The sequence below is a fragment of the Rhizobium sp. AN68 genome, from assembly GCF_030758035.1.
GTDB classification, from domain to species: Bacteria; Pseudomonadota; Alphaproteobacteria; order Rhizobiales; family Rhizobiaceae; genus Agrobacterium; species Agrobacterium tumefaciens.
On sequence record NZ_JARWMI010000002.1, the window covers coordinates 2,058,338 to 2,082,316 of the forward strand.

General features: G+C 59.0%; 17 protein-coding genes. 5 read left to right on the forward strand and 12 right to left on the reverse strand.

Annotated elements, in window-relative coordinates:
- Nucleotides 1-28: 28 nt before the first annotated feature.
- The 12 genes from tssM to tssA all read right to left on the reverse strand — a co-directional run bounded on the left by tssM (nucleotide 29) and on the right by tssA (nucleotide 16,317).
- Nucleotides 29-3,508 carry a type VI secretion system membrane subunit TssM gene (gene tssM, locus RBH71_RS12770; protein WP_111827876.1) on the reverse strand — a complete coding sequence of 1,160 codons (3,480 nt, stop codon included), beginning with the start codon at nucleotides 3,506-3,508 and terminating at the stop codon, nucleotides 29-31.
- Nucleotides 3,505-5,013: a type VI secretion system protein TssL, long form gene (gene tssL / locus RBH71_RS12775; protein ID WP_323687358.1), complete on the reverse strand. Its 1,509-nt coding sequence runs from the start codon at nucleotides 5,011-5,013 to the stop codon at nucleotides 3,505-3,507. Before tssL ends, tssM begins: the two co-directional genes overlap by 4 nt.
- Nucleotides 5,010-6,350 (reverse strand): type VI secretion system baseplate subunit TssK, encoded by a 1,341-nt coding sequence (tssK, locus tag RBH71_RS12780; RefSeq protein WP_038495568.1) that lies wholly within the window; start codon nucleotides 6,348-6,350, stop codon nucleotides 5,010-5,012. Before tssK ends, tssL begins: the two co-directional genes overlap by 4 nt.
- Entirely contained in the window at nucleotides 6,340-7,545 is a 1,206-nt protein-coding gene (locus RBH71_RS12785; RefSeq protein WP_323687359.1) for a type VI secretion system-associated FHA domain protein, read from the reverse strand. Before RBH71_RS12785 ends, tssK begins: the two co-directional genes overlap by 11 nt.
- A gap of 4 nt (nucleotides 7,546-7,549) precedes the next feature.
- Entirely contained in the window at nucleotides 7,550-8,554 is a 1,005-nt protein-coding gene (gene tssG, locus RBH71_RS12790) for a type VI secretion system baseplate subunit TssG (RefSeq protein ID WP_004431472.1), read from the reverse strand.
- Between the two features lie 9 nt (nucleotides 8,555-8,563).
- Nucleotides 8,564-10,345: a type VI secretion system baseplate subunit TssF gene (gene tssF, locus RBH71_RS12795; protein WP_323687360.1), complete on the reverse strand. Its 1,782-nt coding sequence runs from the start codon at nucleotides 10,343-10,345 to the stop codon at nucleotides 8,564-8,566.
- On the reverse strand, nucleotides 10,338-10,847 hold the full coding sequence (gene tssE / locus RBH71_RS12800; protein ID WP_111809885.1) for a type VI secretion system baseplate subunit TssE: 510 nt from the start codon (nucleotides 10,845-10,847) through the stop codon (nucleotides 10,338-10,340). The genes tssF and tssE overlap by 8 nt, the downstream gene beginning before the upstream one ends.
- The gene (locus RBH71_RS12805) at nucleotides 10,840-11,664 is read right to left on the reverse strand and encodes a type VI secretion system accessory protein TagJ (protein WP_323687361.1); all 825 of its coding nucleotides are present in this window, start codon (nucleotides 11,662-11,664) and stop codon (nucleotides 10,840-10,842) included. Before RBH71_RS12805 ends, tssE begins: the two co-directional genes overlap by 8 nt.
- Nucleotides 11,661-13,055 (reverse strand): type VI secretion system contractile sheath large subunit, encoded by a 1,395-nt coding sequence (gene tssC / locus RBH71_RS12810; protein ID WP_111809887.1) that lies wholly within the window; start codon nucleotides 13,053-13,055, stop codon nucleotides 11,661-11,663. Before tssC (RBH71_RS12810) ends, RBH71_RS12805 begins: the two co-directional genes overlap by 4 nt.
- A gap of 56 nt (nucleotides 13,056-13,111) precedes the next feature.
- Nucleotides 13,112-14,593, reverse strand: coding sequence for a type VI secretion system contractile sheath large subunit (gene tssC / locus RBH71_RS12815; RefSeq protein ID WP_111827873.1), 1,482 nt, complete (start codon nucleotides 14,591-14,593; stop codon nucleotides 13,112-13,114).
- Between the two features lie 93 nt (nucleotides 14,594-14,686).
- Nucleotides 14,687-15,196, reverse strand: coding sequence for a type VI secretion system contractile sheath small subunit (gene tssB, locus RBH71_RS12820; RefSeq protein ID WP_038495588.1), 510 nt, complete (start codon nucleotides 15,194-15,196; stop codon nucleotides 14,687-14,689).
- 65 nt (nucleotides 15,197-15,261) lie between these two features.
- Entirely contained in the window at nucleotides 15,262-16,317 is a 1,056-nt protein-coding gene (tssA, locus tag RBH71_RS12825; RefSeq protein WP_111827872.1) for a type VI secretion system protein TssA, read from the reverse strand.
- A gap of 220 nt (nucleotides 16,318-16,537) precedes the next feature.
- Between tssA and tssH the strand changes: the two genes are divergently transcribed.
- From tssH to RBH71_RS12850, 5 genes are all read left to right on the forward strand, one after another.
- Complete coding sequence (gene tssH / locus RBH71_RS12830; RefSeq protein ID WP_112355542.1) at nucleotides 16,538-19,207, forward strand: type VI secretion system ATPase TssH; 2,670 nt, start codon at nucleotides 16,538-16,540, stop codon at nucleotides 19,205-19,207.
- A gap of 57 nt (nucleotides 19,208-19,264) precedes the next feature.
- Nucleotides 19,265-19,741, forward strand: coding sequence for an Hcp family type VI secretion system effector (locus tag RBH71_RS12835; protein WP_004431488.1), 477 nt, complete (start codon nucleotides 19,265-19,267; stop codon nucleotides 19,739-19,741).
- Between the two features lie 117 nt (nucleotides 19,742-19,858).
- Complete coding sequence (locus RBH71_RS12840; protein ID WP_004431489.1) at nucleotides 19,859-20,359, forward strand: hypothetical protein; 501 nt, start codon at nucleotides 19,859-19,861, stop codon at nucleotides 20,357-20,359.
- A 156-nt stretch (nucleotides 20,360-20,515) separates the two neighbouring features.
- Nucleotides 20,516-22,630, forward strand: a complete 2,115-nt coding sequence (gene tssI / locus RBH71_RS12845; RefSeq protein ID WP_111827870.1) for a type VI secretion system tip protein TssI/VgrG — start codon at nucleotides 20,516-20,518, stop codon at nucleotides 22,628-22,630.
- Between the two features lie 5 nt (nucleotides 22,631-22,635).
- The gene (locus tag RBH71_RS12850; protein WP_141566660.1) at nucleotides 22,636-23,898 is read left to right on the forward strand and encodes a hypothetical protein; all 1,263 of its coding nucleotides are present in this window, start codon (nucleotides 22,636-22,638) and stop codon (nucleotides 23,896-23,898) included.
- Nucleotides 23,899-23,979 lie beyond the last annotated feature (81 nt).

Here is a 23,979-nt window from a genome sequence, read left to right on the forward strand (position 1 = left end):
TTTGAAACATCAGCATTCCGTTCCGTCACTAGAACTGCGCGGGGCAGGCGAAGCTGGCAATTGCATCCAGCTTGAACGGATTGAGAACCGAGCCGAACTGAATATCGAATTCGGCAGCCTGTCCGCCATTCTCAAACCGCACCCGCAGCAGATCACCCGACTGGTTCTCGATATCGGCACCGTCGAACAGCCGGAAAGGCGACCAGTCGCCATTTTCGGTTTTGGCCTGCTGCCAGCCGCCGGGCTGGAAGGCGATGCGCGACAGGCTTGCCGTGTTTTCGCGCGAGGGCCAGGTGATCGATTTCGCCTGGATCGGACCATGATAATAAACCACCCGCTCGCCCTCGATCTCCAGCATCACCGCGCTGGAGGCATTGGTGAGGGACACGGGTTTGACATTGATCGAAACCGCCGGCGTCTCGCTCCCATTCGGGAAAAAGGCGCGCGAAATCTTGTCGGCATTTTCGAATTGGGCGACGGCGCTGCTGGGAAGGCCGGCCGCGCCAAAGGTACCTTTCCAGCTCCATGGGGTCGTCGTTTTGTCGACAAACGGCTCCATGCGCTGTTTGAAGAAGCTCTGGAAAACCCCTGCCGGGCCGAAGAGACGCGTGAAATCCGCAATGGCGACATCGCGGGTGGAGGTTCGGTCGAAGGGATAACGACCGGTCACGATCGAAGAGCACAGGGAGGCTGAATCTGATGTCCAGAGTTCGGCGATGCGGCTGCGAGCGGACTTCACCGCGAGCGAGCCGACATCCGCCGCCACGCCTGCCACCCAGACGTCGAGCGGTGCCGGCAGTTCGCGGGCCTGCTGCAGCAGGTCCTGATTGGCCTTGGTGAGCTGGCTGTCCACGTCGAACACCTTGGCCACTTCATCGGAGGTTGTTGCCGAGCGGGCAAGCTGTTCGTTCAGCAGCTTGAAATGCGCGAGCAACTGTTCCGATGGCGAACCACCGGTCTTGTCGCCATTGACCTGCTCGCCCGTTGTGGCTGCGCCTTTCGTCGCCAGCATGTCGCGCAGTCTCGCATAGGGATCGGACGCATTCACCGAGGCCGCCAGAACGGCTGTGGTTGCGTCACTTTCCGCAGCGGAGGCGAGGGTGGCGGGGTTTGCTCCGGGGCGGAGATCGGTCGCCTCCGCGATCGATCTGGCAGCCTCCATCACGATATTGCGCTCATTGGCAAGCGCGCGGGTGGTTTCCACTGCGTCGCCGAGGGTCTGGGACGGCTTGACCCGAAGGTCGGCCAGCGTATCAGCCCATTTTTTCTCGAAACGGTCGAAATAGATTTGCAGCGCGGCCTGCGCCACCTGCTCAACAGTCGCGCCCTTGATGGCATCATCAGAACCGCGCACCCAACCTTCGGAAAGTGCGATGCGGGCGGCATGCGCGACTTGCGGAATGACGACACTGTGATATCCATCCGCCGTGAAGAGGCCTTCTATGCCCTCCGCCATAGGCGCTTTGCTGCGACGCTCGAAAGCACGCTCCCCAAGAGGACCGAAAGCCGTTGCGGGTGTCCATTCCATCAATTCGCGCACCTGCGGAAGACCGGCGAGAATATCGTAGGCGCGTGTGCCAATCGCTTGATCGCGGATCGTTTCGCGGGCGGTAGCGATGAGCCGCGCATCGAGCTCGATCGGGGCAAGCACGCCGTTGGCCAGCGCCTTTGCGTGCTGGTCCAGCGCTTCTCTCACCGCAGCCCTACCATCTCCAGGGTAAAGCGATGCGAACATCTGATGCGTCTGCACGGTCAGGAAATCGCGGTCCAGTGCACCCATCCCGCCCAGCATTCCATAGAGTTTCAGCGAATTGAATGTGCGGGTGACATCCTTCTCGTCCTTAAGCTGCTTTTGCAGCTGCACGATCATCCGCGGCAGCAGCAGGGCGTTGAGCGCGCGCTGATAGGCGTCACGCTGGCGCCCGGCAATCTTGTCCTCCTGATCGAGACCGAAGCTGACATTCCAAATGCGTTCGCGGGCAAAGCCGGAATTGGCATCGCGCAGATTGTCGAGCGCGGGGAGGATGCGCAGGAAATCGGCATCTGCGACGTCTCGTACGGGAATTCCCTGAACGAGTTGCTCATAAGCGCCAAGTTTGCGATCCGCTTCTGCGAGCGCCTGTGTATTGGCGAAATAGGTGAAAATCCAGCCAGTAAAGACAATGGCGACCGCGGCGGCGGATGCGCCATAGGCAATGCGCCGCACCAGCAATTGCCGCCCGGAAAGGCGTTTGTCGCGCATCACCAATGCGGCTTCGGGAAAGATGACGTCCTTGAACAGCCGCGAGAGGAAGTAGCTGCGGCGGGTTCTGGGGGCTGCGGGAGATCCTTCCGTTTCGGGCTGCGTTCCCGACGCGAAATAAACACCGCGCAGAAGCGGTGCCTCAATGAGAGGCGAACTCGCGCAAAGCTCGGAAAGGGCTTCGTGCAGGCGGTCCTTCAGCCGCGCCAGCTCGGCCGGAAAGCGGAAGATGCGTCCGCGTATCTCCGCATTCTGTTCCTGCTGCAGGCGTTCGATCAGCATGGCATCGACCCGCTGCTGCAGCAGCTCGAATTCTTCCGTCAGGCGTTGCGGGAGGTTTTCGGCGGAGTAGCTCTCATCCAGCTTAAAGGTTGTGCCCCATACCTGCTGACGATCGGTCTTGTTGAAACCGTCGAAGAATTCCACAAAACCATGCAGCAGGTCGGCCTTCGTCAGAACGATATAGACCGGGACCCGAGCGCGCAGATATTCGTCGAGTTCCGAAAGCCGCTGACGGATGGAGCGCAGTTCCTGCCGCTGTTCCTCGGGATCACGGTTGAGCAGATCGGGGATGGAGAGGGTGACCAATGCGCCGTTGATCGGTTGAGAGCGGCGATATCGCCTCAGGAGGCTGAGAAAACCTTCCCAGCCTGCCTTTGAGGATCCGTCGAGGTCATCTTGGGTGGTATAGCGACCGGCAGTGTCGATAAGGATCGCCTCGTCCGCGAACCACCAGTTACAGTTGCGCGTGCCGCCGATACCCTTCACCGCATTTTCACCAAGCGCATCGCCAAGCGGAAATTGCAGGCCGGAATTGGTCAGCGCCGTCGTCTTGCCGGAGCCGGGCGCGCCGAAGATCACGTACCAGGGCAAGTCGTAAATGTAACCGAAGCGCTTTTTCGTGACGCGCCGCAAGAGCGCGAGCGCTTCCTTCAGGCGTGTCTGGATTTCGCCGATTTCCGCCTGTCGATTGGCCAGCGCCTCGCGCTCGATACTGTCGACAAGTTCCTTGTCCTGCTTGCGACCGCGGTAGATAGTGACGACGATGTACACAACCCATATGGCGACGATGGTGCCGATGGCGATGAGCCGGGCCTGCACCGTGCCAAGCGGTTTGAAATCGCCGAGCGCGATCAGATAGCCGTAGAACCAGATGACGACGCAGAGCGCGATCACCCATAAAAGCGAGAGGAAACGCCGGCCGACGAGGGCCGCATAGCTCTCGACATAGGAACGGATCGTATAAAAATAGCTCAATGGATTCATGGCTGGGTCTCTTCCGGCTGCTGTCCCGGACTGTTCTGTATAGGCGGCGAAAGAATGCCGGCGTCGCTCAGTTTTTCATCGGGATTGGTCAGGACCATGATTTCTGTTCGGCGGTTTATCTGGCGGCCTTCCTCCGTCTTGTTGTCGGCGATCGGGTCGCTGTCGGCCCGGCCTTCGGTCAGGATCGCTTCAGGACCGGTGAATTGTGAAAGAATGTCTCCGACGGCCTTGGCGCGCGCCTCGGAAAGGTGCCAGTTCGATGGAAACTCCACGGTCTTGATCGGTACGGTGTCGGTATAACCGATGACGACGGCACGGAATTTTTCAGCCGCAAGCGCGCCGCCGATCCGCTGGATAAGATCGCGGAACTGCGGACTGACATCGGCGCTGCCTGTCGTGAACAGGCCCGAATTGTTGATGCGAACCCGCAGCCGCCCGTTCACATCCGCAAGGGTCACGAGCTTCTTGTCGACTTCGGGCTGCAGGAAGGCCATCAGCTTTTCAAGCCGGGACGGTTGTCTCGGCTCCACGATTTTGGGTGGATCGACGACGCGGGGAGTTTCCACTTTAATTGGCGGCGGCGGTGCAGGAGGGCTTGCGATCAACACGCTCGGTGTTTCGTTCGGCGGCAGATGAGCAAGTCTTTCGAAAGTGACATCGGAGGCGTTGTTGAGCGACAGTGTGAAGAAGAGATAACCAAGCGCAAAGGCGAGCGCCATCAGCGACAGCAGGGTCCATAGCGCAGCCATCGTGCGCAAAGGCGTATGTCGGGCATCGACGCCTTTCCAATGCGGAGACAGCTCCCGTTCGAAGGCGCCATATTGGCCGATCAGCGTCTTGTAGAGGCTGTCGCGGATACGCGAGAGCTCCAGCGCACCCTTTGGCGAAACGCGGGTGCGTCCTTCAAAAGCCAGCGACAGGCACAGATAGATCAGCAGTAGCAAATCCTTGCTGGCGCCGGGCGACTGGTGGAAATGGTCGAGAATGTCGAAAACCCGGTCGCCACCGGTCACGTCATTGTGGAAGGTGGAAACGAGGCCGGAGCGCGCCCAACCTGCCCGCACACCCCAGGGCTTGCTGAGAATGACATCATCCACCGTCGCACAGACGACATAATGCGCAGCCCTTGCCCGTTCGGGGCTGATGCGGGCGGAGGCGAGGTCCCGTTCATAGCGTGTGATTGCTTCAACGCAGGCGCGGCGAAGCTGGTCGGGGTCCGGCTCGGCATCGCTGAAGCGCAGCAGATGTGCGAGGTTGAGAAGGGGAGCCGCCGATTGCACAAGTGTCGGCACCTCCTCTCCGCCGAAGTGGAAACCGGTCAGCAGTTGGTCGACCGGCAGGGTGGCCGCTTTCCCCCTGGCGGGGCGGGCCTGCTCGTCGGTCTCGACGATGTCTTCGAGGATCGCCGCCATGTTGCGGGCGTTCTGGTTGCGCCGGCGACTTTCCTCGGTGATCTCGACCACTGTCGGTAAATCCTGCCAGGAAGAAGGGTTTTCCGTGCTCATTCGCGTAACGCCCACATTTCCATTTCAAGCCCGGGGAACTCGCCCGCCAGATGCAGGGCAATGGCACCTGAGGTATCAAGCTGTTTCCAGAGCGGCGATTGCGTGTCTATCTCGAAATAGACGGTGCCGGATCGATAGGGCAGTTGCCTTGGCAGGACCGGCAGGGACCGCACGGGAATGCCCGGCAGCGCCACATTGACCAGTTCGGAAATCCGCTCCACTGGCCCAACCTTGATCTGAGCCGGCAGACGGCGGCGAATATCCTCAGCGGCCATGTCCGCGCGCACGGCAAGCACGAAACCGGCATCGCGCAGAAGCGCGCGGTCGTGGATGGTGCCGACGCGGACGCCGTGGCGGCGTTCCACCAGTTCGATGGCCACAGCCGCCTGTTCCAGAACCGCTGACAGCGATGTGCGCAGATCATCAAAAACCGCACCGAAGGTGGCCTTCAGATCTTCGTGCCGATAGGGCGGGAAATCCGTCGCCCGTTTTTTGTCCGTAGTGAAGGTGGCAAGCTCTCCGGCAAGCTGGATGCAGTCTTCGTAAAAGCGGATGGGGTGAAAACGTGTGGCGTTGGCACCGCGATGCGCCAGCAGCGGATCGGCCCGGTTGAGGATCTGCAGCAGGAAATAATCGCCCACTTCCGCCGTTCCCCGGATCGTCGGGTCGCCGATGCGTTCGGCAATCGCCTGGGCGCGATGGCGCACGATCCCAAGAAGCTCCGTCAGCAATTCGTTGAGGCGGGGCGCTGCTGCACAGCTGAGACAGGGGGGAATGAAATCTGGGTCGAGAATGACCGCACGGTCGGAGCGGACCTCGATCACTCGCGCCAGCCCGATGAGATCGTAACCGGAAAGATCGTCACCGGTTTTGAGGAACTTCAGGCTCAGGCGGCCGACGTCGATCGGGGCCACGAAATCCGTCTCTATATTTGTATCGGAGACTTCATAGGTAGATGCGGTGAAGCGCACATTGTTGATGTCATTGCGGCCGCTGGTGGACATATCCGCCTTGCCCGGCTGCCGGGCCGGCAGGGCGAGATAGATGATGGCGTTCTTGACGCTTTCGTCGAGATCGAGCGGTGGCGGCAGGTCGGAATCTTCAGGCGCTTCGAAAGGTGTCCCATCGGGAAGAACGCCGCGCAGGTTCGACAGAGCGAATTGCCCTATCGACAAGGCGCTGCGATCGACGCCGATTTCGGCAATGCCCCAGGGATAGGGCGAGAGGTTGCGCGTGGTGTTGCGCACCAGGCGTTCGGTCCAGCGGTCGGATTGCTGAAAATGCTGGACGCGAAGAAACATGCCCTCGCTCCAGGCAACACGGTTCTCATGTCTCATCGTGGTTATCTACCCCCTTTGCGCCGGCCGCTATAGCGTCAGGCTTCTGCGTGGGCGCGGTCTCACCGCGCGCTGCCCGCTGCAGGAACTGTCTGATGGGCAATGGACGGCCATTTTCCTCAAATTGCTTTTTGTACGTGGACCAGTAATCGGTCTTCATGATTAGACCCTGCCAGTCCCTGCGGCCGATTTTCGCCCGGAGATCGTTGCCGGCATCGATGGCGGCTTCGAGAAGCCTTGGTTCGAGCTTTTGCGTGCAGTTATGGATCAAGGTTTCAAGAGATGCGGCGAGACGCCGTTGCTGGTGGATGAGCATTTCCACCCGCTCGCTCAGAGAGGCTGACGAACCGTGGCCGGCGCGCTCGCTTTCAATGTCGAGAATGGCCAGACAATCGGCACTCTCCCGCTCCAGCGCGGTCAGAAGATCGCCAATCTCCTGCGCGGTCGAAGCATCAGCATTTGATGCTTTCTCCAGAGTCAGCTCTTCGCTTGCCTCCGGAAAAACACTGTCAAAATCTTCGCTACTTGTGGCCGAAACCGGGCGTGAGATCATGACCGGCGTGTTCAGTGCGTCGGTATGTTCGTGCTCATTGCTCGCAAGCGGCTCCTCGTCCCAGTTGTCAGGCAGAACGGTGCCGATTCCACGCGCCGAGGGCGGCTCGCTCCACCCGATCTCGACATTTCGCGAAATGGATTTGGCTTTCCGGTTCGCGCCCTCGCGCCATGTTTCGGACCAGTCATCGGGCGAAGTGGTGTTGCCCATCACGCCGCCGGCCGAACGGCCGTTCGGGGCGATATCCGCAAGGATCGCCGAAATGGTGAGCGGCTCGTCACTCATCCGCAGGGATGCGTCGGGATCGGAGAAATCCAGCTCGGCATCGCCACTGATGGCGACCTGAAAAACCTGCCCGCCAATGTTGATTTGCGAACCGTCGCGGAGACGTGCGCTTTCGCCTTCGAGCAGCAAGCGGCCATCGACCAGCGTGCCATTCGCACTCTGGTCCATTATCGTGAAGCCTTCGCCATCCCGGTTGAGCGTGCAGTGTTGCTTGGAAACGCGCCGTTCATTGTCGTCGATCTGCCAGTCGCACTCACGCGACCGGCCAATGACCCGGCGGCCGCGCTCGAAGGTCCACTGACTGGCTCTTGCTGCTTCGATATTGCGTGTGTTCTTGAGTGCAAGCTTCATATCCATGCCCTCATGCGGAAATCGCCGAGCCTTCCCGCTCGGTCACCACAGCGTCAGCGCTGTCTTGTTGGGCGGGTGCCACGCGAGCCCAGCTATTCCAGCCGAGACGTGCGGGCGCATCGGACTGGCCGAGGCGGCAAAACGGGATATCCTCCTTTTTCAGGATCACCTGGACATCGAAGTGCAATGCGCTTCCGACGAACAGGCGTGTCAGAGAAAATATTTCCGCAAGCCGTTTCGAACCGGGCGTCAGGGCCAGGTAATCCGCATAGGCGACAGGACCGATCACGACCCGGAAGCCGCCGCTCATATCTTCGACAGCGCTTCCCGCTGTGGTGTTCTTTCCGAGCCTCAGTCCTGATGCCTGCCCGAGTTGGCTTTGTTCATGAAGCGGCAAAGCCACCCATCGCCGGCGAAACTGTTCGATATGGACCGGAAGTCCCGTGAATTCGCAAAGCATTGATGTCAGGGCCGAAACGTTGCGATTGCGGCCCGCCAGAAGGCCGCTGAAACGCAGGAGTGCATCTTCGCTCACGCCTGCCTTCTCGACCAGACCGGCGGTGCGGAACCCGGTGAGGGCGAGCAGTGTTTTGCGGAAACCGTTATCCCGTTGCTCGAGCGACCAGCGCAGGCCCCTTGCGAGGCGGTATTTTTCCGTCGCGGATACGAACAGTTCGCTGAACCTTGCCGCGAACAGATTGAAGAAGCTGGCCAGCGCGCTCGAACGATTGCGTTCTTCCCTTTGCAGCAGTTCGCCATAGGTCGGCGGCAGCGAACCAAGCGGCCCGACGATGGGCGCGAAGGCTGATTTCAGTTCGGCATTACCGCGCTTGCGGCTGAAACCGCTGACTGCAAGTGGTGTCGGCTGTATTCCGCCATGAGCACCGATGACAATCGCGTTATCCGCCGAAACGAACTGGGCAACGCGAAAAGCGGTTGCAGGGTCAAAACGACCGGGATCGTCGCTGAGAAGCGCCGCCTGACGGTCTTTGATGGTTGGCGTCTGCTGTTCCATACCCGTCTCCTAAAGCAGTGGCCGGTCGGCCGCGCGGGCTGGCCAGCGGGCAATCGGTTTGGAGTGGCCGCGCATCGTCGCCGTCAGTCGCGTGAAACTGTTGATCGAGGTGTAGAGCCCGAAGAAATGGTTGAGGACGCCGGCGAAAACAAATGCGGCAGGTCGCGCGATCAGCGCGGGGTCGAACTCCACGGTGATATCCGTTCCCGGCACCATGGCCGAGCCGATCCGGGCATGGGAATTTTGCGCCTCGACATTGCTGATCGCCTCCACGAGCTGCCTGGTTTCCGGGCTGTCCCTGAAGGAATATAGCGACAGAATGTCCTTCAGCGGTGCGCCGCCGCTGTCGGTGAGGGACAGATGGTTGAGAAGAAGATGCGATATCAGCCGCCATTCGCGCGCCGAGCGTTCGTTGACGCGGATCGCCGCTGTCGGCGGCATCAGCGCATGGACTGATTTCACCGCTTCATTGCCGGTTGAAAGCTGCAGGAAGGGATGCCCGCCGCCAAACGGAAGCTGGCTCGGTAGCTCACGGTTGATGCAGAGGGTATCGATGCTCGCCACCACGTCGAGCGGCCCCAGCGGTCCGCGCTTTTCATCCACGAAGGCGATGTCCGTATCGGAAGAGCCGTCATCATCGAACCGGCGCTGTATCTGCCAGAACACATTCGCACCATTGTTGCGTTGGGTGCGGCCGAAGAAGGGAGAGGTTTTCTCGCTCTGCCCGGATCGGCTGGTCAGCTGGACGTTTTCGACCGCGTATATCTCGCGTGTCCGCTGGCGGCGTGCATCGGGTAGCAGGCGGTATTCGGTCCGGGTTCCGTCCAGGCTGAGCGGTTCGCAGCTTTGCTTGAAGAGGTTGATGACCGGGGAGGCGTTCACTACGAAATCCTTGACCGACACCATGCGCTCAAGCTGCGCATCGGCGGCATCCAGATAGATATAAAGCTCGCAATCACCGCCGCTCCATCTGTGCAGCCCGTCAATATCGAGAAAGAGAAACTTCTGTGGCAGCGCGAAGAATTCGGTGAGGAGCCGGTATCCGTCAAAGCTGTTGGCCGGATAGGGCAGCATGGCCTGATCGCGGGTGAACCCGGAAGGCCTGAGATTGCCGGCCGGCAGGAAGATGGCTTCCTTGTCCTCGGAATGACGGGCAAGCGCCATGCCGACGCAATGGTTGGTCAAAAGCTCGTAAAGTGCTGTCGCCTGCTGCCATGCGGCGGACAGGAAGAGCTGGAGTTTCGTCAGTCCCATTTCCGGGAAACTACCGCCGCGCGGGGCCGTGCTGCGCAGCGAAAGCCGCAAACAGCTGGCCGTGCCGGCAAAGGACGCCGAAAACGGCGCGTCGATCGGCTGACCGGTGAGCGTCGCAGCTGCGATCTCCAGTGGAACGATCTCGACGTCCTGCGTGGTGCGGAAACGGCAGCTTTCGCCGCCGACCGGTTCGGCGAGAATTTCGCTGTGACGGGGAAGCGTCTGCACGGTTGCCAGCACCGGGCTCGGAGCGAATTGCACGACGCTCATCGAAGGGATCGGGGCAAGATAATGCGGATAGAGCGTTTCCAGCAGACTGTCCGACAGTTCGGGAAATTCGTCATCCAGCTTCTGGCGCACCCGGGCGGCGGAATAGGCAAAGCTCTGGATCAACCGCTCGACATGCGGATCGTCGGCGACATCGCCCGTCATCCGCAGCCTGCCGGCGATCTTCGGAAACGCCGCCGCAAAACGGGATGCGCGCTTTCGCAGCGCAAAAAGCTCGTCATTGTATTTTTCGAGAAAGCCTTCAGCCATTCGTCGCCTCCACCAGAAATTGTTGCGTGGAAGGATCGATCCGGGATTCAAAGCTGATCGGCGGCATGCCTTCCTGAAGGCGGAAGCTTGCCTGTATGCGCATGCGAAGCGCCCGGTCACCATCCGTGCGGTTCTTCAGGATCGTCACATGCACGTCGGCAAGGCGGGTTTCGAACAGGGAAATCCGCCGCTCGATGCTGCGAGCGAGCCGCGCCTTGGAGGCATCCGTCACCAGATTGGCCGAAAGAATGCCGTCCACCCCATAGCTCACGAGCGCGTCGGACAGTTCCTTGAGTGCTGCCGGCGGGCCGGCCGGGTTGCGACGGGTATTGAGCAATGCCTCGAGATCGCGGCGGATCACCTCACGCATCTCGCGCGCCTGATCCTTCAGGCTGAGAAGCATATCCGTTTCCTCATCCGGTGCCTCATCGAGCAGCCGGTCCAGAACCGAGCGAGACAGCGTCCTTTGCCATGGGCGATATTGCTCCAGCGGATCAACCACGGGCGATCTGCCTTTCTTCGTCGCAGAGGGCAGAAAGAGCGCCGATCTCGTGGAACGGCACCACATCGTCGCCGATGAGCAGGCAACGCTGTCCAAAGCCCGTCGCAAGTGGCTGGTTGCCTTCGCTCCAGCGAGTCTCGCGACCAAGAAGCAGGCCGACATCGTCGCCCGCGCCATAATAGATCGCAGGAAGCAGCACGGTTGCGACTGCCCCGTCGCGCAACGTCAGTTCGGCGCCGCGAAAGGCCAGATCGCGCGGGCGGCTCATGGGGTCGATGGCAAGGCTTTCGATGCGCCCGTAGTCGATCCAGAGATAACGGCCGCCATTGGTCAGGACTTCGAGCGCATGCGGAATCCGGTCGTCCAGATCGCGGATGTCGCCAGCGCTCTTGCCATCGTGGCCGATTGGCACATTGCCGCGTTTGTCATCGAGTTCAGCAAGTGCTGCTCTGGCGGCATCCGCATCGTCGCTGCGTGCGGCAATATTCGCCCGGATGGCCAGCTGATCGAGTTCGGAAGGGCCGCCGGGGAAATCCGGTATCGCACCGTTCTCGAACCATGCATTGCGTGCGGCCATAGCGCGCAGCTGGTGGCGAAAGAGGGAAAAACCGACGCTGTCTTGCGGCGAAAATGTTGCGGCCAGATTGCATTGCGCATCGGCTTTTTCATAGTCGCCAGCGAGGACCAGCAGGTCGATGTAGAAATGGCGGCCATCCTTGTCGGTCGGCTTGGTTTTCACATGGTCCCGCGCCAACCCGATTGCGTCTTGCAGCTGGTTATCATCCAGGAGGCGAGAAATATCGTCGCGCAGCGTCATGCGGATATCCTTTGCGGCTCGGCTGAAGACCGTGATGCGGTGGTGGCCGGCATCATGGTTTCGGCAATGAGGTGGAAGCTCGTGGAGACGTCATCGAGCTGGAAATGTGGTTGAAGGCGCACGGTGCAGGAGAATGTTCCGGGCTTGCCGGGAACCTCGAAGACATTGATCCCCGCAGAGCGCAGCGGATAGCGCGTGCGTAACGCCGCCTCCGCATCGTCGTTGCCGAGCGTATAGGAGGAAAGCCAGCTTTCCAGTTTGCGCTCGATTGTCTTGGCATCGCTGAGCTGGCCGATGTCATCGCGCATGATGACCTTGAGGTAATGCGAGAACCGGGAGGCACACAGCACATATTGCAGCATGGCAGCAAGGCGGGCGTTCTGCCTCGCCGCTTCGGTGGAATAATGGCCGGGTGCATGCAGGGACTGGTTGGCGTTGAAGATCGCCATGCCGGAAAGATAGGTGGTGGAGACGGGCACGATGCCGAGGTCGGAAAATTGCTGCTCCTGCCCTGGTGTCAGCTGCACCTCGACAGGCGGCTGTGCGGAAAGGCCGTTGCTCTCGATACCGAGATCGAGCGGCGGCAATTGCCGGGCAGAGAGCATGCCGCCATCCACGGCGTCCTGCGTCACACCGCGCAGATCAGCGAACCAGCCGGAATCGACGAAATTGCGCACCACAACCGTTGCGAAGGCAAAGGCGGCGTTGCCCCACAAAAGGGTCTCGCCGCTTTCCGACACATGCTCGCGGAATGGGAATCCGTCATCCCTTCCGCGCGCATAGGGCCTGTAGGGAGAGCGTAGCAAAACGCGCGGTGCTACTAGGCCTACGAAGCGTGAATCGTCCCGTGCGCGAAGCGCATTCCACCGCAGCCGCGATCTCTCCTGTTTCAGCCAGGAAAAGTCATGGACCCGACTGAGTTCCGAAAAGTCCTGTAGGCCAACGGCGGAGGGCGAAGCCGCCGCTACGAAAGGGCAGAAGGCGGCCGCAGCCACCATGCCGATCTGTGACAGCGTTGTGATGGAATCGGCACCATCAAGATCATCAGGGGAAAAGGCGTAGTCGCCGATCAGAAGGCCGACCGGTTCGCCGCCCGGCATGCCGAATTCGCGGTTATAGACGACCTCGAAAAGATGGCTCTGGTCGAAATCGGTGGCGCGTTCCGTGTTGCGGGCAAGGTCGCGCCAGCTTGCGTTCAGCAGTTTCACCTTCACGTCGGTGCTGCGGGCCGCCTCGCTCACGACCATGGCAAGCCCGCGCCATCTCGCCTCCATCGCTTGAAAATCGGGATGGTGGAGAATGGCGTTCACCTGCCCGTTCAGCGCATCATCGATGAGGGCGATGAGCTGGTCGGCGAAAATGCGGGCGTCCGGAAAGGACTGATGCGCCATGAGCGGGCTCCGGATGATGAACGGGGCCGGGGTGGCCGAGCACCCCGGACCCAGGCTCAGTTCTTCGACGGAATACGGGCGACCATGCGCAGCGAGGTCGTCAGTTCTTCCATCTGCAACCAGGGCCGCATCCATGCGACCGCATTGTAGGCGCCGGGTTTGCCGGGCACTTCCTGCACGGTCACCTTGGCATCGCGCAGCGGATATTTGGCGCGGCTTTCCTCACCCGCTTCGTCATTGGCGTTGACATAGTTAGCGATCCAGCGATTGAGCCAGACTTCGCAATCGGACGCTTCCATGAAGGAGCCGATCTTGTCGCGCCCCATGACCTTGAGATAATGCGCGAAGCGCGACGTAGCCATGATGTAGGGCAGGCGGGCCGAGACGGCGGCGTTGGCCGTGGCTTCCGGCTTGTCGTAAAGCTTCGGCTTATGGGCTGTCTGGGCGCCGAAGAACACCGCGTAGTCAGTGTTCTTGTAGTGGCAGAGCGGCAGGAAGCCGAGTTTGCCGAGTTCGGCGTCGCGGCGGTCGGTGATGCCGACTTCGGTCGGGCATTTCAGATCCAGGTCGCCGTCATCGCTGGAGAAGACATGCATGGGCAGGTTTTCCACCTTGCCGCCGTTTTCAGCCCCTCGGATAGCCGTGCACCAGCCGCTTTTTGCGAAGGCATCGGTCAGCTTAGTGCCCATCACGTAAGCGGCGTTCATCCAGCAATATTCGTCATGCTCAAGGTCACCATTCACCGCACCCTTGGTTTCGTCGTAGGCGAAATCGTCGATTGGGTTGGTTTTCGGGCCATAGGGCATACGCGCCAGCACCCGCGGAAGAGCGAGGGTGACGAAACGGGAATCGTCGCTTTCGCGGAAGCTGCGCCACTTGGCATATTCGACCGTGTCGAAGATCTTCTCCAGATCGCGCGGACGGGCGAGATCGCGATAGTCCTCGAAACCGAACATATGCGGGCTGGCAGCCGAGATGAAGGGCGCGAAGGCTGCCGCCGCGATCGATGAGACGCCTTGCAGCAGCTGGACGTCATCGAAGGAATTGTCGAATTCGTAATCGCCGATGATGGCGCCAAGCGGTTCGCCGCCGGGGGTGCCGAATTCGTCTTCATAGATCGCCTTGAAGAGGCGGGATTGATCGAATTCGACGGCTTTCTCGAGATCACGCGCCAGTTCACGCTTGCCGGCATTCATGACGCGGATTTTGAGGTTGACGCTCGTTTCGGAGTTCTTGACGAGATAGTTCAACCCGCGCCAGGTGCCCTCAAGCTTGGCGAATTCGGGCGCCTGCATAATAGCGGCGAGCTGTTCGGAAATCGTGCGGTCCAGCTCCGCGATCGCGTGGTTAAGGGTAACGGTAAGGTTGCGGTCATATTTTACCGTCCCCTTCAGTGCCTGATCGGTCAGCGTACGCAGGAGGTTCTGCGCGCGGTCCGGTTCGGTTTGACGGGTAGCGGCAACCACCTTGGACAGCAGTCCCTGATCTTCGGCGGTCGTTGCCTGTACTTCATTTTTCAGCAGGCTCTCAGCGCTCATGTTTCAGTCCTTCCACATGCGGCTTTAAAAATGCCGCTTGAACAGTTGAAGCCCCGCAGGGCCGTTCGGGGAGGTTTTCCTCCGCACAGGCGATTATTCGCCCGCGCCGTTCTTTTCCTTCAGTTCGGAAACCAGCGTTGCGAGGTCGGTCTTGTTCTGCAGAATATCTTCCAGCATCCGCTCCAGATCTTCCGAACGGTCGGCCTTGGAAAGAAGGTCGCGCAACTCGTTGCGGGCATCCAGAAGCGCCTTGAGCGCCGGAACCTGCTGCACGACGGCACCGGGTTCGAAATCGTCCATGCTTTCGAACTTCAGGTTGACCTGCATGTCCGTGCCATCTTTTTGCAGCGTATTGGCAACGGAAATGTTGAGGCCCGGCGTCATGCGCCGCATGACTTCGTCGAAATTGTCGCGGTCGATCTGAACGAATTTACGCTCCCCGAACGGCTTGAGCGGCTGGGTGGGATTGCCGGAGAAATCACCGAGCACGCCGACCACGAAAGGCAGTTCCTTGACCACCATCGCGCCTTCGGTTTCGACTTCGTATTTGATATGAACGCGTGGTTTGCGAACACGCTCCAGCTTCTCATGTACACTTGCCATTTCAACCTCCTTGGTGCCCCTTGGCACAGACGACTGTTACGGAGCGGCGTTGCGCTCCGTGCTTTCTATTTTCCGTTGCTCTCCCCGCTTGGCTTGATGCCGGCGGCGGTTAAGACTGCGTTGCGGACCTGGGCTTCTGGCAAAAGCTCGGCCAGCAGTTCCGAAAAATCCATGCGTCCCCTGCGCACCAGTGTCTCTATGGCAAGGGAGATCGGTGAATGCGGCTCGGTACGGCGGAAGTAACGCGCAACCGAGAGAAGAGTTTCAAATGCCTCGTCGCGCGTTAATATGCCTTCCGGTGCGATTACGGCGGGACGCGCGGCCGTTGGCCCGCTCTCGTCTGAACCGCTGATGCCCACAGGTTCCTGTTCGACGGGTGCCGGTTCCTGGTCGCGGCCGCCGAGCGAGCGAATTGCAGACGCTGCTTCGACCAGCGTGTTGCGGATATGGGAACTCGGGGGTGCGGATTGCCCACAGCGCTCGGCAAGGATGGCCATGATGGCGTCAAACGAGGAGAGGCACGCAGTCACCTCTGCCAACTGGGATGACATGGCGGCAACGCCAGTTTCAGACGCAAGCCGATATAGCTCTTCGCGACGTTTGCTCTCATTTGGGCGCTGCGCGAGTTGAAAGTCCCAGAGACTATGTTCGCCAAATTTTCCGCCTGGGATCAATGAGGCGAGGCGCAAAGGCTGAACAAGCGTTCCTTCGCTGCCGACACCGTTCAATCCCGCTAAAGGTGCAAATTTTTCTTCGTCATTATCGTCGCTAATCGACCGCAGCGAGTCCCAGTGGTTGTAAAATAGCTCTTTGCAGAGATCGTAGATTTCGCGCAGACCATGGAAGCCACGCAGGCGCAGCGATGCTTCCGCAAGCCACGCCAATATTTCTACATCCTTGCTTTCGGAATATATAATCTGCAATCCAAGATTGCTGACATTGTCCCAGCTACTGGATATCTTGAGGTTATCCTGCGGAGACGCGGCGCGCTCTTCTGTGCGTGCCTGGTTTCTTTCATCCTTAATTCTGTAGTATATTTCACGCGTTCTTGCGTCGACCCGGATATTTTCTCCGCAGTCACTCGAAAATTCCAAATTTGTTTTAACGTACGGCGCGTTCAACGACAGTCTATCTCCAAGAACTAGTAATGGATTTTTTGTAGTTACTTCCCTTACGTAAGGCTATTCATAAGACAGACTTATTCTAAATGTGTCTAAATTGTGGCGTCTAGTGGATAATCTCATCTGACAAAAAATCAACTTCGGGGTGGACAAGTTGGTTTCATCATCATATTTACTCCACGTCACGTTGTGGAATGAACCCGGGCAGGAGGCTCATTGCATGTCGCATATCGATCTCAACCGCCTTGTTGGAGCGCTTGAGCCAGACCTGCGTGTTACCCTTGAAGCTGCGGCTTCTGTTGCGGTGCGCATGGGGCACAGATACGTGGATATCCCGCATTGGCTGCTTGCGGTTGTGGACTCCGGCATCTATGCGAAAACATTCGAGGAATTAAAAATTCCACTTCCGGTATTGCAGGCTGAAATCAGCCGCAGTCTGGAGGAGTCCATCATCGGCGACGGAGAGGCATTGTCGCTCTCCCAGAACATCCTCACGGCAGCCCGGGAGGCATGGATTCTCGCATCGCTGGAGGCTGGCCGCGACCGTGTTACGCTTTGCGATCTTCTGTTGGCGATGGATGAGGAAACCTCACTTCGCTCTTTCGTCCGCTCGGCATTTCCTTCTCTCAAGGCGATGGATCGCACCGCGCTTGAGCGTCTTCGCAACTCGACTGAAAATGGCGCAGGCGTGGATGTTCCTTCCGCGCTGGCAGGCTCAGGGCAGGCAGGGACAGGACAGTCTGCAGGCCAGAATGATTTCTTGCGCCTTTACACCCAGGACATGACCGCAGATGCCCGCAATGGCAAGGTTGATCCTGTTATCGGCCGCGATGATGAGTTACGCCAGCTTGTTGATATTCTAACGCGCCGCCGACAGAACAATCCCATCCTGGTAGGTGAGGCGGGGGTTGGCAAAACGGCGGTTGCCGAGGCGCTGGCGCTGGAAATCGCGTCTGGCAACGTTCCGGAAAAGTTGCGCAACGTCCGCCTGCTGAACCTCGATATTTCGCTACTTCAGGCCGGTGCCGGCGTTAAGGGCGAGTTTGAGCGCCGCCTTCATGGCGTGATCGATGCGGTCAAACGTTCGGCCGAACCCGTCATCCTGTTCATCGATGAAGCCCACGGCCTCGTTGGTGCAGGTGGTGCGGCCGGGCAGGGTGATGCGGCCAATATTCTCAAACCCGCTCTGGCGCGCGGTGAAGTGCGCACCGTCGCGGCGACGACCTGGAGCGAATACAAGAAATATTTCGAAAAGGATGCGGCACTGACCCGCCGTTTCCAGCCCGTGCACGTGCGCGAGCCGGATGAGACGACCGCTATACGCATGTTGCGCGGTGTCGCTGACAGCTTCGTCAGCCATCACAACGTTGTCGTTCGTGACGAGGCGATCGTGGCCGCGGTGCAATTATCCGCACGCTACATGCCGGCGCGGCAGCTGCCGGACAAGGCCGTCAGCCTTCTCGATACGGCCGCGGCTGCCGTCTCGCTTGCACGGCAGACCCAACCGGAGCGGCTGCGCGCTATGGAAAGCGAGCAGCGCCTTCTCACCGATGAGTTGAACTGGCTTCTGCGTGAACCGCAGGATGACGAGATTGACAGCCGTATCCAGTCGATACGGGGCGAAGTCGAAAAGCTTGAGAGCGGGATCGGTGATCTGCGTGAGCGTTACGACGCGGAGATGGCTGAGTTAAGCGAAGAGCAGCCGGCTGAAGGCGATGTTTCCAATGTCTCGCCCCTGCGGCCTGTGGTCGACATGAAGCCGGCAAATGCCGACAGACTTGTCCCGACAGTTGTTGATCGTGAGGCGATCGCCGCCGTCGTTTCGCGATGGACCGGAATTCCACTCGGCAAACTTCTGGCGGACCAGATCGAAAGTGCCCGGAAACTGGATGCGCGCATGCGGCAGCGGGTGGTGGGGCAGGATGCTGCAATTGCCCGGATTGCCGATGCCATGCGCACTGCGCGGGCCGGATTATCCGATCCGCGCCGCCCGCCGGCGGTTTTTTTCCTTGTCGGCATGTCCGGAACGGGAAAGACCGAAACCGCGCTGTCGCTCGCCGATATGCTCTACGGCGGCAACAGCCATCTGACGACGATCAACATGTCGGAGTTCAAGGAAGAGCATAAGGTTTCGCTGCTTCTGGGTTCGCCGCCCGGTTATGTCGGTTTCGGCGAAGGCGGCGTGTTGACGGAAGCCGTGCGCCGCCGGCCGTTCGGCGTTCTGCTCTTGGATGAGATCGACAAGGCTCACCCCGGCGTCCAGGACATTTTCTATCAGGTGTTTGACAAGGGCGTGTTGCGCGATGGCGAAGGCCGCGACGTGGATTTCAAGAACACCACTATCTTCATGACGGCCAATACAGGCTCGGAGTTGCTCTCGGCGCTGTCGGCCGATCCCGACACGATGCCGGAAGGCGAAGCGCTGGAAGCGCTTCTGATGCCGGAGCTTACCAAACAGTTCAAGCCCGCGTTCCTCGGGCGCACGATCATTCTGCCCTTCGTGCCGCTTGGTACGGAGGCGCTTGCAAGCATCGTGGATATGCAGATTGGCAAGATCAGGGAACGTGTGCTCGCAACATATGGCACCGGCCTGACCCTGTCCAATGTGGCGCGAGATGCCCTGGTGGCACGCGCCGGTGCAAGTGAGATTGGCGCACGCGCCATTGAAATCATGATCGGCAAGGATCTCCTGCCGCCTCTTTCCAGCTTTTTCCTCGAAAAGGTAATCGCGGGAGAGCGTGTCGGGAAGATTGTTGTCGATTTTGGTGAAAACGGGTTCGGCATTCGTGCCGAAGAGGCTGGGGAAGCAGATGAATTCGCCGTAACCGAAGAGGTTGGGGTGGATAAAGTTGCCGCGTCGGATGGGGCTACCCGGCGCATGCGGCATTAAACGAAGGGTAACTCGGCCTCGGAGCAAGAGGTCATTTCAGCTACAGGAGCTTACAGCATGCCAATTTATCTGCAGATTGACGGTATCCAGGGCGACGCCACCCATGAAGAACATCGCAAGTGGATGGATATTGAAGCCATTCACTGGAACGTGGCCCGCAACATGAACACCTCTGCTGGTTCTGCTGCAAACCGCGAGGCATCCGAACCGACCATTTCGGAAGTCATTCTGACCAAGGTTAGCGATTCCTCCTCCACCAAGCTTTTCCAGGAAGCCTGCGCCGGCCGTACCGGCAAGCTCGCAACCATTCATCTGGTGACCACGGGTAATCCGGGCAACACCTATATCGAGTATCTGCTGACAAACACGCTTATCGCCAGCTACTCGGTGGATTCCAGCGGCGACCGTCCGGTGGAAACCGTCAAGCTCAACTTCACGAAGATGGAAGTGAAGTACACGCCGTTCGACGACAACAACTCGCCGCAGTCTCCGATGATCGCCTCTTACGATCTGGCGACGACAAAGGCCGCCTGATGAGAAAGGTCCGGTGCCTTAGCGGGCACCGGACTATATCCGGGCTTGCGGGCCAACACCGCGAGAGTCCGACTGTGCCGCAGTTTTCTTTATGTCGTCCAGAGGGAGGCGTCTTGAATGCCTAATTTTTCCGTATCTACAGACACTTTCACCGTCCGTCCCGTTCGACAGGACGAGGTCCTGGCACCTCAGAAAATGGGTCGAGGACCCGATCTGTCCTATATGAGCCTTCCAGACGGCCCGAGGCAGTTCAATCAGCGCGCAGCTGTCGGTGGAGCGGCGGCAGCCGTGTTCAGCCAGGCTGCCGCCGCTCTGAACGAGGGCGCAATTTCCGTCTGGTTGCGGAAGTGGCTGCAAGCAAATGAAACCAAGATCGGCCAGGCTTTGCTGCAGCACCGGCACAACGCGTTCGCCTTGCAGGTGAATTACGCCGTGGCCAATTCGTTCGGCAATCAGATGTTTTTATCGAGAGACATATATCTTCTTGGAACTGCACCCACGGCGAAAGACATTGGGACCGTTCTTACCCCGGACGTGATGTTTGGCCCGAAAGCGGATGTGACGACGAACTATGCAACGAAACTCCAGTACGCTTATCTGGTAGGGGAGCGGCGCTGACGGAAATTCGAGCATTGAGACCCTGGCTCTTTTTCTGGCACGAACGAATTCAGGTGGTGAGTGATCTGGCCAAGCCCCCTCGCTTCACGATCAGCAATAGTTGAAGGCAAAGCCCATGCATGCCGCTTCTCATTCTGTACATTGCGGAGATAGACAATGAGCGATCAGCCCTCGTCGTCTGATTTCATTCAGGCGAGCCGCGTTCTGAAGGTCAAGTCCCCGTTGGGTGAAGACCAGCTTTTGCCGGAACGCCTGAAGGTCGAGGAAGGCGTGTCGCAGCTCTTCGATATCCGCCTGACGGTGCGCGCCAAGAAGGAAGCGGTCAAGCCCGACGAACTGATCGGACGGCTGGTCGATGTTTCAGTCGAGGTGCAACAGGGCGATGGCGAGGAGGGCAGCGGCGTGCGCCGCCCCTTCAATGGCCTGGTTACCGAGTTGCACGAGGGGCCGCCTATCACCCGGGGGCTTCGCTCCTATGCCATGACCATTCGGCCGCAGATGTGGCTGCTGTCACGCCGATCAGACTGCCGGATCTGGATGGACAAGACAGCGATCGAGGTGGTTGAGACGTTATTCTCCGAACATGGGATTCCGGCTCCTGATACGTCAGGCATCATTTCCCCTCCGCCTGCCCAACACTACAGCGTTCAATGGAACGAGACTGACCTCTCCTATCTCATGCGCCGTTTCGAGGAGGACGGTCTGTTTTACTGGTTTAGCCATGAGGACGGTTCCCACAAGCTGCATGTCGCCGATAGCGCCAGCGGCTGGCTCGGGCCATCACCGGCTGCTCAGGGCGAGGGAACGGTGCGCCTGGCGCAGGGCTCGTCGGATCGCAACCACATCAACGACTGGGCGCGGCGGTTCTCCTACGTCTCCGGCCAGCGAGCGGGCGCAGACTGGAATTTTGAGACGCCTGGCATGGTACCGGGCACGATGACGCCCTCACTGGTGCAGATGCCGGATGCGACGAAGCGCGAGCTTTACGAATATCCGGCCCGCATCAAGACGGTGGAAGAGGCGGAACGGGCGCAAAAACTGAGAACGCAATCGATCGAGGCGGATCACGACCGGGTATTCGGGTCCTCGACCTCACGTATTCTCGAAGCCGGCCGCCGCTTTACGCCTTATGAGGTTGCCCATCCCGAACATGCCTATGAAGAGCATGTGATCGTCAGGGCAAGCCACAACATCGTTGATCTCTCCTATGAGACAAACAGCAATGAACCGGAATATCGTAATCACTTCGAGGCAATTCCGGCTCGTGTGCCGCTGACGCCGCATCGGTCAACAAAACGGCCGCGCATCGAAGGCACGCAGGTGGCGATCGTTGCCGGCCCCGAAGGCGAAGAAATCCATCCGGACCAATATGGCCGCATCAAGCTGTGGTTCCCTTGGGATCGCAAGGCGAAGAAGGATGGTACGGATACGTGCTGGGTGCGGGTGGCGCAGAACTGGGCTGGCTCCACTTGGGGCGGCCAGATCATTCCGCGCATCGGCATGGAGGTGATGGTTGCCTTTGTTGATGGCGATCCGGACCGGCCGTTGGTAACGGGGGTGGTACCGAATGCGCGTCAGACAGTGCCTTATGAGCTGCCTGCGAACAAGACGCGTATGGTGCTTCGCTCCAACACCCATAAGGGACAGGGCTTTAACGAGCTTAGCTTTGAAGATGAGTCGGGCAAAGAACAACTATTCCTTCACGCCCAGAAGGACCACGACATACATGTCCTCAACGATACTCGCGAAAGAGTAGAACATGACAGGCATCAACATGTCGCTAACGATAAGACCGGATTCGTTGGCGGTGACTATGAGCAAGTAGTTGCTGGAAATGTCTCCATCGCGGTTGGACAGAACAAGCTGACTGAGTATTTGTTGTCACGTACGATGAATATGTTCGGAAATTTCTCCGAGTTTCTGCAGAAGATGCGAATTCCGGATCCATTCAATTTCGCGAAAGGCAACTATCAGATCTTTATCGAGAAGAACAAGTCGGAGATCGTTCATGGTGGCAGCTCAGAAATTGTGGGCGTTGCGAAGTCAACTATTGTAGGAAATCTTCTTCAAACTACGGTGGGCAAGAAGATGAGCCTGATTGTACGTGGGCGCTACGACGCTGATATTGGCAGAGTTCACAACATCAACGTCGGTGAACAATTCAACATTCGTGTCGGTGAGAATGTATTGGTCACGATGTCGAAGGAAGGTGACGTGACGATTAAGGCAAAGCGGATCCGCTTCCAGGCTGACCAAATAGACGAGAATTGATCGTTATGAACGACAAGACGCAATCGCGAGTGTCTGACCTCGATGCCTGGAGGGGCAACCGGAATTTCGCGCCCATCTTACCGCCGTTGCTGTTGCGTACCACAAAGCAGGAAAACGCATTGCGGCAGGTTGTACGAAAGGATCTGGAGGGTTTTTGCCCGGCCCCCTCCGTTTCAAGAGTGCAGCCGCCCTTCCGTCCAGGCTACGAACCTGGCTCGCTTCTAAATCCATGGGAGTTTTCGACTAGCGCTTATGGATCTGTCAGCCCGCTACTAGGCGGGCAAACTCCACGACCGCACCAAAATACGTTGCTCTCCTCCGATGGTTTTGCAAGGGACGCCTCTCACGTAGAAAACGAAGGCGATCCTCAAAAAGTTGCTAAGGAAGCCGAGCAACGTCCTGCCAACGAACTCATAAAAGAAGAAAACAAGCTCGGCGATCCAGAAGTCTCAGTCTCTGCCAAAACCAAGGTGGAGTCGGAAGAAGGCTACGAGAGGTCGAAGACAAGGTGGGCTGGCGGCGCCACCGAAAGCAAAAAAGGATATACGTCGACCTACCAGGAGACTGGCAAACCCATCAAGGGGAAATACGAGATGGGATCGACTGTCGAACAGAAGTATTTCGACAAGTCCTATCGCGTTGTTGAAGATACTGATGGTTTCGCTCAAGGAAAAACAGGCTTTCTCAATGCGACGACCAAGACCTCGGCGGGCTTTGCCGTTGCCGATGATTGGGCAGGCGGTAATGCCAATATTACCGCAAAAGCAGGCGCGTCCGCTTCCGCCAGTGTCCTTGAAATGCAAGGGTCGCTTAACAGGGACGGGCTTGTCTACGCGAATGGCGGCATCGAGGCCCTGAAGGCGGAAGCCGTCGCCGAGGCGGGTGTCAAGCTTGGCGCCTATAACGGTTCGCCAACGGTGACGGCACAAGGCAAAGTTGGAGTGGATGTCACACTTGCGCAGGTGAAAGGTGGATTGGGGGTATCGGTAACACCCTACCGCGCGGGGAATTTTGTGGTCCATTCCTTCAATGGCGTTGCTGAGTGGGCAAACTGGGATGCGCGCTTGTCCGAGCTCGATACGAGCTGGGATTGGGGCATATTCCTTGAGCTTGGTGGCCAAGCAGGTATCGGAGCTTCTGCTGCTGTGGAAGGCGAAGCGGGCACCCTCGAAGATGGAAAAATTGGAGCGCGAGCGAAGGCGAAGGCAGCACTTGGACCGGGTGCGGGGCTGAATCTGGGTCTCGGCGTACAGACACCGAAAAAGTAGGCAGATACGATGCGAGCACAATACTTGAAACTTTGGCCCGACTTGCGAACAAAACAAAAGTTGGGTCGCATTTTTGGCCTA